The sequence below is a fragment of the Pseudomonas asgharzadehiana genome (assembly GCF_019139815.1).
In the GTDB taxonomy this organism is placed as follows: Bacteria; Pseudomonadota; Gammaproteobacteria; order Pseudomonadales; family Pseudomonadaceae; genus Aquipseudomonas; species Aquipseudomonas asgharzadehiana.
In genome coordinates this window covers 2,468,801-2,482,180 of sequence record NZ_CP077079.1, presented here as the reverse complement: position 1 = coordinate 2,482,180, position 13,380 = coordinate 2,468,801, and the positions used below count along the sequence as shown (strand labels likewise).

8 protein-coding genes are annotated in these 13,380 nt (G+C 55.8%); 1 reads left to right on the top strand and 7 read right to left on the bottom strand.

Annotated features, from left to right (window positions below; genetic code table 11):
* Positions 1–2 precede the first annotated feature (2 nt).
* Positions 3–1,916, top strand: coding sequence for a sulfate adenylyltransferase subunit CysN (cysN, locus tag KSS96_RS11490; protein WP_017526948.1), 1,914 nt, complete (start codon positions 3–5; stop codon positions 1,914–1,916).
* Between the two features lie 102 nt (positions 1,917–2,018).
* Here cysN and KSS96_RS11485 read toward each other — a convergent pair whose 3' ends face one another.
* The 7 genes from KSS96_RS11485 to KSS96_RS11455 form a co-directional block, all read right to left on the bottom strand.
* The gene (locus tag KSS96_RS11485; RefSeq protein ID WP_017526947.1) at positions 2,019–3,026 is read right to left on the bottom strand and encodes a glycosyltransferase family 2 protein; all 1,008 of its coding nucleotides are present in this window, start codon (positions 3,024–3,026) and stop codon (positions 2,019–2,021) included.
* An 84-nt stretch (positions 3,027–3,110) separates the two neighbouring features.
* Positions 3,111–5,243: a hypothetical protein gene (locus tag KSS96_RS11480; RefSeq protein WP_223496281.1), complete on the bottom strand. Its 2,133-nt coding sequence runs from the start codon at positions 5,241–5,243 to the stop codon at positions 3,111–3,113.
* A 181-nt stretch (positions 5,244–5,424) separates the two neighbouring features.
* Positions 5,425–6,963 carry a glycosyltransferase family 4 protein gene (locus tag KSS96_RS11475; protein WP_017526945.1) on the bottom strand — a complete coding sequence of 513 codons (1,539 nt, stop codon included), beginning with the start codon at positions 6,961–6,963 and terminating at the stop codon, positions 5,425–5,427.
* Positions 6,963–9,596: a glycosyltransferase gene (locus KSS96_RS11470; RefSeq protein WP_065878628.1), complete on the bottom strand. Its 2,634-nt coding sequence runs from the start codon at positions 9,594–9,596 to the stop codon at positions 6,963–6,965. Before KSS96_RS11470 ends, KSS96_RS11475 begins: the two co-directional genes overlap by 1 nt.
* Positions 9,589–10,974: an ABC transporter ATP-binding protein gene (locus KSS96_RS11465; protein ID WP_017526943.1), complete on the bottom strand. Its 1,386-nt coding sequence runs from the start codon at positions 10,972–10,974 to the stop codon at positions 9,589–9,591. The genes KSS96_RS11470 and KSS96_RS11465 overlap by 8 nt, the downstream gene beginning before the upstream one ends.
* The gene (locus KSS96_RS11460; RefSeq protein WP_017526942.1) at positions 10,964–11,782 is read right to left on the bottom strand and encodes an ABC transporter permease; all 819 of its coding nucleotides are present in this window, start codon (positions 11,780–11,782) and stop codon (positions 10,964–10,966) included. Before KSS96_RS11460 ends, KSS96_RS11465 begins: the two co-directional genes overlap by 11 nt.
* 415 nt (positions 11,783–12,197) lie before the next feature.
* Positions 12,198–13,220, bottom strand: coding sequence for a glycosyltransferase family 2 protein (locus KSS96_RS11455; protein ID WP_017526940.1), 1,023 nt, complete (start codon positions 13,218–13,220; stop codon positions 12,198–12,200).
* Between the last annotated feature and the right edge of the window lie 160 nt (positions 13,221–13,380).

Sequence of the window (13,380 nt, the reverse complement as noted above, 5' to 3'; positions counted from 1 at the left end):
ATATGCCTACTATCAAATCGCGCCTGCGCAAGCCTCAACCCGCGCCACACACACTGAGCCTGGCTGACCTCTTCGAGCAGCAGCGCCATCAAGACTTGCTGCGCTTCATTACCTGCGGCAACGTGGACGACGGCAAGAGTACGCTGATTGGCCGCCTGCTCTGGGAATCCCGGCACGTCTTCGACGACCAGCTACGTGACCTGCAGATCGACTCCAAACGCCATGGTACGCAGGGCAATGAGCTGGACTTCGCACTCCTCGTCGACGGGCTGACTGCCGAGCGTGAACAAGGTATTACCATCGATGTGGCCTATCGCTTTTTCTCGACGCCTCGGCGCAAGTTCATCGTCGCCGACACCCCGGGGCATGAGCAGTACACCCGTAACATGGTCACAGGCGCCTCAACCGCCGATGTTGCGGTGTTGTTGGTCGATGCTCAACGAGGCGTGCTCACCCAGACTCGACGGCATGCCTACCTGGCGTCGCTGCTAGGTATCCGCCACATCATTTTGGCCATTAACAAGATGGATCTCGTGGCTTACGACCGGCAGGTCTTTGACACAATCCGGGCGACCTTCCAAACGGTGGCCGAATCACTGGGCTTTCAAACCCTGACGGCCATTCCGTTATCGGCGCTCAAGGGCGACAACATCACCACTCGGTCAGCCAACACGCCCTGGTACACGGGCCCAACCTTGATCAGCCACCTGGAAACCATCGAGGCCCCGCGCTCCAGCGGCGATAAAACGGTGTTTCCAGTGCAATGGGTCAACCGCCCCAATGCCGATTTCCGGGGTTTCAGCGGCACACTTGCATCCGGTGAACTGGCCCTGGGTGACCAGGTACGCATTACCGCCTCAGGGCAAACCGCAAAAATCGCGCGGCTTTTAACCGTTGATGGCGACCAGCCCAAAGCCAGTGCTGGGGATGCGATAACGCTGGTGCTGGATCAGGACGTGGACGTCTCTCGTGGGGATGTGATCGCGCGGGCAGATCAGCCGTTGGAAATGACGGATCAATTCGAAGCCACGCTGGTATGGATGGCCGACGAAGCAGGGCTGATCAGCCGGACTTATGATCTGAAGCTCGCCACCCAGTGGGCCGCTGCCAGCATCACCACCTTGAAGTTCCGGGTGAATGTAAACACTCAAGCACACGAAGCGTGCCGACAACTCAGGCTCAATGACATTGTCGTGGCGAACCTGGCCCTCAGTAAGCCGCTGGTATTTGCGCCCTATGCACAATCGCAGACGCTGGGTGGCTTCATCCTGGTCGACCCTTTTACCCAAGCCACCGTGGCCGCCGGCATGATCCGGCACAACCTGCGCCGGGCCCAGAATGTACATCGCCAAGCGTTGAGCATCAGCCGTATAGACCGCGAGCGGCTCAACGGGCATACCGCGAAAGTTATCTGGTTTACCGGCCTTTCCGGCTCCGGTAAGTCAGCCCTTGCCAACGCGCTGGAAAAAGAACTCCACGCTCAAGGCAAGCGCACCTACATATTGGATGGTGACAACGTTCGCCAAGGCCTGAACAAGGACTTGGGGTTTACCGACGCTGATCGGGTAGAGAACATTCGTAGAGTGGCCGAAGTCGCCAAACTGATGATGGATGCCGGCCTGATCGTAATGACAGCCTTCATCAGCCCCTTCAGGGCCGAGCGCGAGATGGCGCGGCAATTGATCGGAGAGGACAACTTCATCGAGGTGTTTGTGGACACGCCACTGGACATCTGTGAGCGACGTGACCCCAAGGGGCTCTACAAAAAAGCGCGAAGCGGTCTGTTGCCGAACATGACGGGTATCAACAGCCCCTACGAAGCGCCCGAACAGCCAGCCCTCAAGCTTGACACGTCGGATCTGGACATCGAGATGACGGTCAAACACTTAATGGCACTGCTGCTCAATAATCGATGAAGCCAACCTGCCGGCCAGGCGCCGGGTAATCAGTTCCAGGGCGGGCACGTCTTCCGACTGCCCGACCTGACTTGCCCCCTGCCCTGCAAATCGCAAGGCAGCTTATACGCGCGGCCCCACATTATTGACGCCGGGTCTGCGAATACTCCGGTGAAGGGGGCGCACGGGAACCGAAGCTACGTCGTAACTGATAAACCCCAGCAGAAACTGTATGCCGGCGATAATCGGCAGCGCCGACATCATTACCGTTCCAGCCGGTGTGGGCACGCCCATCTGGGCGGAACTCACCCAATGGTAGCCACCGTACAAAAGCCCGAAACCCAGAAAGAGCAGGCCCAGCGGCAACTCCAGGGAAGCGACAGACATGTCTCGCAGGTAATAGCTGTAAAAGATTCGCTTGTTGAAGTTGCGCACGTGCTTGACCAGAAACTCGCCGACAATCTTGGAGATTTTCAGATTGCTGACTTCGTCGACATACTTGGCATTCATCGGCACATCCACCACCACCGCGCGGATGGTGTTCAGCCGAAACAGCATGTCCGTTTCGAAAAAGTAACGATGGCTTATTTTTTTGAAAGGCAAGTGCCTGGCCACTGTCACATGAATAGCGGTATAGCCATTGGTGGGATCGAACAGATCCCAATAACCTGACGACAGCTTGGTCATGAACGACAACATTGCATTGCCGAACAAGCGCATACGTGGCATTGCCCGAATTTCTTCCAAATCGAAAAAACGATTGCCCTTGGTGTAATCGGCTTCACCGGCGAGGATCGGCGCAATGAAATCAGGGATCAGGCTCGGGTCCATCTGACCATCACCATCGACCTTCACAATGATTTCCATATTCTCGTCAATGGCGGCTCGATAGCCCGTCATCACCGCACCACCAACGCCCTGATTCTCGGAATGTCGTAGAACAGTCACCCGTTCATCGGTGCAGTTGGCCTCGATGAAATCACCCGAACCATCAGGGCAGCAATCGTCGATAGCATAGATACGCACCACTTCAGGACCGATTCCGCCAATCACGCCAAGAATATGGTTCTTGACCTTATAGCAAGGAATCACCACGGCTACTTTGGGTGGAGAACTATTCGTCATGGTCATAATTTTTCCGTTTGCAAGTACGAGACTGACCGTTAGCCAAGCGTGCGGGCAGCGTGCTCCGCAAGGTGCATCCGCCCTTGCACATCATTGGGTGACTTCATACATTTCCACACCCCACAACTCCGCCATTCGCGGGAAATGCTGTTGGATGTAGGGGCCAAGCGCCGCACGTACTTCTGGCGTCGTACAGCCATCCATAACGATGTGGCTTACTTGGTTTTCCGCCAGGTAACGTGCGAATTGCGCAGTATCGAGCAACTGTGATTGCCGGCTCGCCCAGCTGTAGTTGTGCCACGTCGTGTAAATGGTTCGACCTTTGAAATAGGCGCCATAAGGGCAACCCAGCAGCAATACCGTGGGGGTTTTGCGCAGCGAAGCAGCGAGGATATTGCCCATGTATTGGTGGGCGTTGAGCATTTCTTCGGCGTAATTTGCCGATGTCACTCCACGATAAGGGCTCGGCGATAGCATGTTCATCGCTGGAATATGCATCATCCCGTTAACAAAGCGGCTCGCCGGCAACCCGAACAGATTCGCGGCAAACAGGCAACCGAGGATGATCATCCACAATACGTTTTGTGGCCGCTTGATAACGATATGCAGGTAGTAGGCGATGCTCATCGCCAGCAGGGCCATACCCGGTAAAAAGTAACGCAGATACTGGATCTGGGCACCAACCGCAACCAGGTAGATCACCCCGATACCCAATGGCACCAACGCCAGCAGGTTGCGCCGGCACACCGCAACCAAACTTCCCGCACAGGCCAACAAAAACAAGATTATCAGCCCCATGGAACCATCACTGGATTCCTCGTAGCGGGACGATTCAAAGGTCATTTTCCAGGGCAAGTCCCAGCTGAGGTGACCAGCCCAACGACCATCCAGGAAGTTGATAGGATCCCAGTAGGGTGATTTGAACACGCCGTTAAAGAACGGAAAGAGTGGGTTGCCGGTCTTCAGCCACGCCACCACGTAAAAAAACAGTGCCAGCGCCAATGCAGCCAAAAGGATCAGCGACAAACGAAGCCGATCGGTGGTCTTGCCGATCTCGCGCCAATTGACCACCAGCACCGCCAGGATCACTGGCGCCAGCAGCAAGCCGAACGTCTTGGTCGCACTGGCGCCTGCCGCGCACAGAGCCGCCAACAACGCCAACTCGATGGATTTGTGACGCAGCGAAGACGTTAACAGGACCGCCGATGCGAGGATGAAACCACACAGGGTCACCTCGATGAACAACCCCGAAACCTCACGCACGAACATCGGCACAAAGGCCAACACCGCCGCCATGGCCACGCCGGTGGGGCGCAAACGGAAACCGCCGCCCGTAGCGACGAGCGCCAGCATGACGAGAAATTGCAGTACAAGCTCAACCTTGACCGCCTCGACGTTCCCGGCAATGAACATTGCGCTGAAATTAAGCTGAGGCGCGAGTGGCATGACCGCAAATACGTACTCACGGACGTCGTAACCCCACATGCCCTTGCTTTGCATCTCACGGGCGATGCGCATATGCATCGTCATCGCGTCCCCGTCAAACCCGGGATGCACGGACGCCACAATTAACAGCATGATGGACAGAAGCAGGAAGAACCGCGGAACTTTCCAGCCCCCCACCGCTCTCAATTGCCTTGGACGAGAAACGAGAAGCTCGCGCAGCACACGCACGACCTCGCCACGCCCAATCGGAGAAAGCAGCAACAGCGCGCCCATCAGCGCGCCTTCCATGAAACGTGTATTGATCGGGAAAAAACTGAGTGCGGCGAGGATGAGCAAAAACATCGCTTTTCCCACCCAGAATGCCAGCGCTATACGCGCCAGGTCCGAGCGGGCAAGCTGCGCGCGTGCCTTCAGCCCAATAAGCTGATACCCCAACGCGGCGGCAACGAAGCTTGCGGCCAATGCCCATAACGTTGCGACCGGCCCCGCCATGAGGACAAACGCTGCAAGTACCGCCACTACGCCATTGACCGGATGAGGCCGAAAGGTAGCGACAAATGCAACGAGGGTGAGCACCACTACGATGGTTGCGGCGTTGCGTACCTCATAGATATTGCCCCAAAGCGCGGTCAGAGCGCTCGCAGGCTTACCGGTAAGGAACACGATGAGAACTACGCACATTAAACAGGCCAGCAGGACCTGGAGCCCCAGCGGAAAAGTCCCGTTTGCGCGCCACCAGGGAGCCTTGGCACTCAGCTTATTTCGGATAGAACTCACGTACTCGCATTCCTTTATATTCACGGGACATTGGGTAACGTCCACGCCAAAGCATCCATTGACGATATCGGCTGACAGGACGGTACCGCGCACCCACTTCTGCGACCCTTGCCGCTTGGGATAAACCGGGCGCCGACCAGATCATTCAACGGTTCAACAAGCCAATCAGCGAGCGACGTGGCTAATACGCAAGCCCACGAAATGCTTCCCTGACTCTTGCCTGGAAATTGGCACGCGCGAAGCGCTCGATGGACTTTTGCGCTCGTTCACCGATTTGCGCCAGCATTTCAGGCGAAGCGTTAACCAACATCCCCATTTGAGTCGCCAGCATTTCGTAAGTCGAATAACGAAACCCAAGATCCTCACTGGCGACGATTTCCCGCTGGCCGGCCGCGTCGAATACTACCGGAACACAGGCACAAGCCATAGCCTCGCAGGTGGTCATGCCAAAGTGCTCGAAGCGCTCCGGAAATTGTTCGACGCGCTCTCCCCAGCCAGCACCGTGCCAATATATCGACGCCTTGCGATAGTAGGTCAGCAGATCAGCAAAAGGCAGGTCGGGAAGAATATCAATGGGGTGGCCCGCGCACAGTTCCGTGAGGCGATCAAAGTAATCAAGATGCATCTGGTGCTCACGATGCCGAGAGCCAACAAATACCAGGCGCCAGCCGTCTGGAATGACGCCTTCCTGCCGCAGGCGAATAAATGCGCTCGCGATCTCGTGGTGCTTCTTGTTATGGCCCCCGGCAAAAAAACGCCCGACGGTAAGAATGATTTTTTCTTTTGCAGGCGGACCGTCGAGGCCAAAGAGTTTAGTGTCGATCGGCGGCTGCAATTCGGTGGAGGGCAATTGCCAGCGCCGATCAATCCACTCCGACGTGAAATTCGATATGGATATGATCCGGTCATAAGCTCGCAGCGCATCACGCGGACTGTGTCGTTTAAGAGCCCCTTCACTTCCCCATTTGAGCGAGCGCGTGTCGATACAAGCGCCCAACTGTCGAGAGTCGGATGAAAGCGCCAGTTCGCTCATCACGACCGGCTTGCAAAAAATCGAAAGAAGACGGCTATGGCGCTTATCATTCGGCTTGCAGGGCACGTGCAGGATATTGCCTTCCATGTGCCAAGGCAGCTCTTCGCCATCCAGTCGAATCATTTCAATACCGTTGTAGGCCTCTGGCCACAGAGGAATCCTCACAGGGCGGGACTGTGCGCCAGCCACCATCAAAATAGCCTCGGCACTGATCCAGGCACGCCCATCAGGCTCAACGTCATACACCCCGGCAACTGGCGTAATGACGTCACCTCGCCGACGGCCGATACGCAGTAAGTCTCTCTTGCTGCCGCGCACAAGTTCGCGAACCCATTGCACGGCTCGCCCACGCATCGACGACAAGGCATCGACACGATGTGGAAAATAACAAATCAATGCCGACTTCTTCGCGCGCGGCATCAGCGATGATGAGTAAGTGCTGTTGACGAATAAATCGTAATGCGAAGAACGGGGCGACAATCGCTCGCATGGCTCGTTCGGCCATTCCCGCATGGTGCATCGGGACAGATCCAAGTGAAGCCTTGACTCCAGACGGCTCCAGTCCACAGGTTCAATCGATATCAACTCAACTTCGTGGTCTCTGGACAATATTTCAGCTACCGAACCCGTGTAGTTTTCGCCGCCACCAAACGTATTCCAGTATCGATTGTAAATGCCGATTTTCATTAGCGATCCTTTCGCATTAGTACCCGCAGACGCTTCCCTAAAATAGCGGGAAGCATCAACGTCGCTTTCAGAAGTGCCTTGAACTCGATTTGCTGAGGCGTCATCTCATTCAATGACCTTCCGCGCCACGACAATAAGCCGAGACGTCTATTAACTCGAACTGCCCGCACAAGCACACGGATAAACCGAGCGGTTTGTACCACCAAGTGGCTCGCCCCGGCATTTTTAAAAACGTTAAGCCAGTAATTACGCGTCACGTGGTAGCGAAAAACCGGCGACCATTCACCACTGCTTCCCGCATGAATGTGACGAACCACCGAACGGGGCTCATACAGAAGCTTCCAGCCCGCCTTGCGAATGCGCCAGGAAAGGTCGGCATCTTCGTAATACATGAAGAAGCGCTCGTCGAATCCGCCATGGTCGATAAACAGCTTGCGGGGTATCAGCACACTGCAACCGCAAAAAGCCTCCAGCTCCCGAGGCTGATCAAATTGCCCGGCATCGGGCTGATTGATCCCGATATCCGCAGCATTCCCTCGGCCATCAAGGGCGCTGCCCGCATTGTTGACAACCCACTCGGCGTTATTTGCCACATCGGCGGGGACATCGAACTGGAACTGCGCGAACCCTTCATGCACGAGACAAGTGCCGAGCGAATGCCCGTCGCATTCAACTTCCAGGCAAACGCCTTCAGGCCGCCCAATGGCAGTCGCTACGACACTCAGCGTCAGTGGCCCGCCCAGTTGCGCCTCTCCTACAGGTAGCATCAACTCGGCCGTCTCGCCGGTCCAACGCACGACCCGGCCCTCGGGCCAGCGCTCCTCGTGATAAAAACCCTGGCCGACGATAGGCTTTATGTAGGCAACGCCCACAAATGCAGTTTCCGATAGATCGACCGCCACCCCGAGCATCCGCCCATCGTCACCGCCTGGCGATTGAGTCGGCGCACGCAGCTTGATCTTCAGGAACCGTTTGAAATAAACAATTTTAGGAGATACGGCACCCACCTTCTCTCCCGCTGCGGTGCCTTGCGTCCAAGTAGCCACGAGCCCTTCAAGCCACGTGTCGGAAACCACCGTATCGTTGTTGATCAACGCCAACAACGGAGAAGTGGCGGCACTCACGCCCAGATTGTTACCGCCTGCAAACCCGAGGTTGACTTCGCTACGCACGACCTTGACCGAGGGAAACTCCTCACGCAGAAACTCTACAGAGCCGTCATGAGAGGCGTTGTCGACCACAATAATTTCTGCAGGCAGATAGGTCTGGCGCAGGAGGCTCGCGATCAGCTCGCGCAAGAACGCTTTACCGTTGTAGTTGACCGTTACCACGCTGACGTTGGGCGAAATCCGCTTCATCATTTCGGTACGCCGCGCCTCGACGTAGGCAAAATGTTCTTGTCGCGCCGACCAGACTTTATCCTTGTCCTGAAGGATCAGATCCCGCTCATGTGAAATTCGCTGAACCTCTGCGACATGTTCCGTTGCTACCTGCCCGAGGCGCTCGGACCATATCCGATCCTTTTCCGTCAGCATTACATCGCGCTCGTGCGCCAACCGCTGAATCTGCGCGACATGATCAATTTCTATCTGCTCGACACGCTCCGCTAGCGTCTCATCCTTGGCGATCACAATTTGCTGGGCCAGCGCGGCATGATCAGCCACCACCTGCTCGACCCGGGCCGCCCAGATACGGTCCTTCTCCTGCAACTGTTCATCACATTCGGCGACACGCCGCTCCAGCCTTACGGCCAGCCCCTTGCTGTCGCGCAGCGACGAGGTCAGTCGGTCGACAATACTCTGGCTCAACGGCCCCAAGGCATTCAGCAGCACTTCTGTATCAAGTACCGAGACGATCGAATAGATTTCGAGGGCATCCAAACTGATGCGCCCCTTCTCCACCCACGTCGTAACGTCCAGCGCCACTACCGTGGCGGACGAAAGGTGAGCTTCGTCGATATTGCGCGAGCAACTCAAGCCGACATAGAGCAGCTCACCCACTACGCAGATACCCCGCGTATACCCGTCCAGGACTGCGGCGCGTACAAGCTTGCCGTCCGACGAGTACTCACGGATTTCCTTGGTCTCGGAGTTCGCAAGCAACAGGTTGTTGCCGTAAGGAACCAGGCTGTGGGGTTGCGACAGGCCCTCGATATATTTTTGCCCAGAGAACAAATCCTGAACAAACCCGGCGCCCTGGGTGTTGCCTTTATATCCACGGGTTGTTTCAGACATTCCGAAGGCGGAAAAGACGATGGTGTCTTTCCAGCGGGCCAAGCAGTTCAGGTGCCAGGAGTCGGGCTGCTCAGAAAACGTCCAGCGCTGCGTCTCGATGCCTGCCTCGTTGAAGCAGACAACTTCGTTTCCGGTGGTGCCAACGACGTAGCACAGCTCGCCATCAAACAGGACGTCATGCACGTCATCGACCAACTTCGCGTCACCTGTCAGCGACCAATTGCGATGGCCTGTCAACGACAACCCGGCGGGCTGAAGCCCCAGCAGAACGGAAGCCCCGCTGACATCAAGGCCGGTGCAACCCGCAGAGTCCAGACGGTTTGCCTTCCCCCCATGAACCAAGAAAAGTCCACCGTCATTCGGGCACGAAACCAGCAAACCATCAAACAAGCTATGCATTCATTTCCACCGAACATTCAAAGCCAAAATCGATCAGTTCCGTTGCTCGATTATCGACGACAGGCAATACACGGAAGGCGACCACATCAACCTTGCGATGCAGCACCATTTCTTCTTTCGAATCATCGCAACCGAACACACCCGCATTCAGGAAAAACACGCCGGGGTTCAAATGACATTTAAAGGAGTACTCGACCGATATCCGGGTGCCCGGCTCGACCACTAAAATCGCGTCGGTGGGCCTCGAGGCAGATAATCCACCGCCCAAGGGCATTCCGCTGGATGACCTGATCGACATCCCAAAACGGACATTGGTCACAAGCTGGTCGAAGGATACGTCGTAACGGAAAAGGTAGGTGCGCCCCCGCACCAGCCCATTTACCTGGACGCCTTCAGGGGTAAAGATCCGCGTATCGCCGATCGTCGCCCCACGGGATTCGAACACGATCGTACTCTGGGGTACGAACTCAGGATCAAAGGACTCTTGATCGGCGTCGGCGCTCTCGCTGACGCAAGCGCTGCCCGTCACGACCGGCGCGTCACCTTCCTGCTCGGCGCCGATCGGATCATGGCGATTGGCACGCATTGCCTCACGAAGCTCTTCTCGCGTAGCCGCCGGCGCATAAAGGAGTTTTTGGTAGCTACCGACAATACGTTTCGGCTCTCCGACCGCGAGCAGCTCCCCAGAGTCCAACAGGATAGCGCGGTCACATAAGCCCACGACTGTTGATGCGGAGTGAGAAACGAATAGAATCGTCGCCCCCGAGCTTCGTATGGTTTCTATGCGTGAGAAACATTTGCGCTGAAACAACTCGTCGCCAACCGACAGCGCCTCGTCAACGATAAGAATGTCCGGGTCAACGTTGATGGCTACCGCAAACGCCAACCGTACGATCATTCCGCTTGAATAGCTTCTGATCGGTTGCTCGATAAACGTCCCGATTTCGGCAAAAGCCGCGATATCGTCAAAGCGCTGATCGGTTTCCTCTTTGCTGAGGCCCAATATCGCCGCGTTCAGATAGACGTTCTCACGCCCGGTAAACTCCGGATTGAAACCCGCCCCCAACTCCAGTAACGCGGCAACTCGCCCCTGGGTTTGAATGCTGCCGTCAGTCGGGTTGAGCGTGCCGCAGATCATTTGCAGGAGCGTCGACTTGCCACTGCCATTACGGCCGACTATTCCGACGGTTTCTCCTTTTTTTACCTCAAAATTCACCCCTCTGAGCGCCCAGAACTCTCGATAATACTGGCGCGAACGCATACCGAGCGTGCGCTGTACGGGAGGGAGCACAAACTGCCTGAGCCGGTCGCGAGGCTGGTCGTAGATGTGGTAGCACTTGCTAAGGTTCTCGACCTTAATGGCAACTTCAGAGGACATCAGCAAACCCCTTGCGTGTTTTCTGGAACCAGGCAAAGCCCAACCAGGCAACAAGGCAGGTAGCCGCCAAATAGGCCGCCAAGAGGGCAAAGTCCGGCGACGCTCCGAAGTAAAGTACCGCCCTGGCCTGCTCGATGACGGTAGTGAGCGGATTGAGGTAGAGCAGATAGCGATAGGTTTGCGGCAGTGCCGTGACTGGATAAAAAATCGGACTTAAAAACATCAGCGACATCGTGACCACGCCAATGAGCTGCGAGACATCCCGCAGATACACGCCAAGCGATGCCAGCGCCCAACTCAGCCCCATGATCAACAACGCCAGCGGTAGCAGGATGAGCGGCAGATAAAGCACGGTCAGGTGAGGCGGCCCGATCAGGATCACATAGGCCAGCAACCACACCACCAAGCTGACGCCCATGTGAAACAGCGCCGACAGCAGCGTGACGAAGGGCAGGATTTCCAGCGGAAACACCACTTTCTTGACGTAGTTGACGTTGGAAAGAATAAGGCCCGGCGCGCGATTTATGCACTCGGAGAACAGGTTGAAGACCATCAATCCGGCAAACAACACCAAGGCAAATTCAGCTTTTGAATCACTGCCGCTGCTCCATCGGGCCTTGAACACCACGCTGAAAACAAAGGTGTACACAACTAGCATGAACACGGGATTGAAGAACGACCAGAGCAACCCCAAGGCCGACCCGCGGTACCGCCCGAGCACTTCTCGCTTGGCTGAAGCCCAGATAAGTTGTCGGTAGCGCCATAAGTTGACCAGCATTGCCGTAGGACCCGCAGAATGCACTTGCATCAGGCTATGTACTCCCTGATCGCTACAGGCACATTGCCATCACCCGACATCTCGGTAAAAAAAATCGCGGGGCTTTTTTGACCGCTTAAAAAGATGCTGCCGTTGTGTTTCATGCTGATCCTTAACCTAATAATCTTGCATCATTCAGGGCTATGGCGTTCCCAGCGAAGCTCGCCGCAGAGCTTACCAGCAGCAAACACAAAGCTGTTGGACGCCATGCCGGCTTGTTGCAGAAAATGGGAATACTTTGCCGCGGCACAGTGCCGCTCGATTTCAGGAGTAAGGTTTTCGCCAATGATGCATCTGGCAGAGGTCTCACCACGAGCCTGGCTGGCATGCCCACGCAAAGCGCTGCCGCAGGTTAATCGAGCAGCAAATGGCTTTCCGTGAAGACACTACTCATGATTGCCATTGATTAAATTTTCCCGAAGACGGCTGCCGTGATAAGCCCGATATTTCCGAGCAACGTTTGACGGTAAATACCCGTGCGTTTCAGACAAATCAAACGTGGGATCAAACTCATTTTGCGGGCTGCCATAAAGCGGTGAAGTATTTTCCGGTTTTCGGGAGTGAGTCGATGCTCGAGTGCGCTCAAGATGACAATATTGCTATCGCCCCACTGTTTAAAACGCCCCTGAAACAACATGCGAATACGCTTGAAGCGAGACATCCAGCCAGAGTTGGTGCCCACCAGGTTACAACCATGTTGACGGTAACGCAGAGTCGGCTCGGGGTCGTAAAAAACCTGGCCACCACAGCCCGTCACTAACATATATGCCCACCAGTCATGGGTGACGACCGGTCTGTGTTCCCCGGCCTCACGCAGGAGCTGCCTGGCACAGTTATTGAACACCATGGTGTTACCACCACCGATGTTTTGCATCAGCGCATTGGCGAAACTGGGAGGTTTGGAAAAGAGTGGCGAAAAGCCGATTTCATGGTTGTCGGCATCAACCAACCGGGTGCGGGAGCAATATAAGCCAGGTACATCTGCGGGTAAGGTTTGCAACCACTGCACTGAGCGGGCCAGCTTATCCGCCTCCCAAATATCGTCCTGATCGGAATAGGCGTAAAAATCCGCTTGGATGGTGTCATTACACGTCAGCGAGACAAAGTTGGCGGCAAAGCCCTCCGCCGGCCCAGAGAACACATGCAACGAACCTTCAGGCCACTTTTGCTGGTACGCCGCAAGAATCCCTCGCGTGTCATCCTTTGAACCGTCATCGGAGGCCCAAACGCTCCAATTGGAGTGAGATTGGGTCTCGAAAGAAGCCAATTGCTCAGCCAGATAGCGTTGCCCCTGGTAGGTACAGAGCAAAATAGCAACTGTGGGCAAAGCTGTGCGCGCACCCGTCCTGGAATCCAAGTCGGAATTAGGTTGCTCACCTGAAGGGTTTGAGTCGCAGTTCAATTGATCTGCCAAATTAAACTGAAGCATCCATTTATCCGCCTTAGCCGCTTGATTTCATACCGACAATGCACCTTCCGTGGCCCTTTAAACCCATCAAAGTCCAACACTTACCCCCCAATACGAAAAGGCGCATGAGCTTACCTTTACATATACGGTCAGGCAACCGCGCACTTTCCCACCCGCTCCA

What these genes read in the sequence shown, in the direction of transcription:
- cysN (WP_017526948.1), top strand. Translation starts at nt 3, where the DNA reads ATGCCTACTATCAAATCGCGCCTGCGCAAGCCTCAACCCGCGCCACAC.
- KSS96_RS11485 (WP_017526947.1), bottom strand. Translation starts at nt 3,026, where the DNA reads ATGACCATGACGAATAGTTCTCCACCCAAAGTAGCCGTGGTGATTCCT.
- KSS96_RS11475 (WP_017526945.1), bottom strand. Translation starts at nt 6,963, where the DNA reads ATGAAAATCGGCATTTACAATCGATACTGGAATACGTTTGGTGGCGGC.
- KSS96_RS11470 (WP_065878628.1), bottom strand. Translation starts at nt 9,596, where the DNA reads ATGCATAGCTTGTTTGATGGTTTGCTGGTTTCGTGCCCGAATGACGGT.
- KSS96_RS11465 (WP_017526943.1), bottom strand. Translation starts at nt 10,974, where the DNA reads ATGTCCTCTGAAGTTGCCATTAAGGTCGAGAACCTTAGCAAGTGCTAC.
- KSS96_RS11460 (WP_017526942.1), bottom strand. Translation starts at nt 11,782, where the DNA reads ATGCAAGTGCATTCTGCGGGTCCTACGGCAATGCTGGTCAACTTATGG.
- KSS96_RS11455 (WP_017526940.1), bottom strand. Translation starts at nt 13,220, where the DNA reads ATGCTTCAGTTTAATTTGGCAGATCAATTGAACTGCGACTCAAACCCT.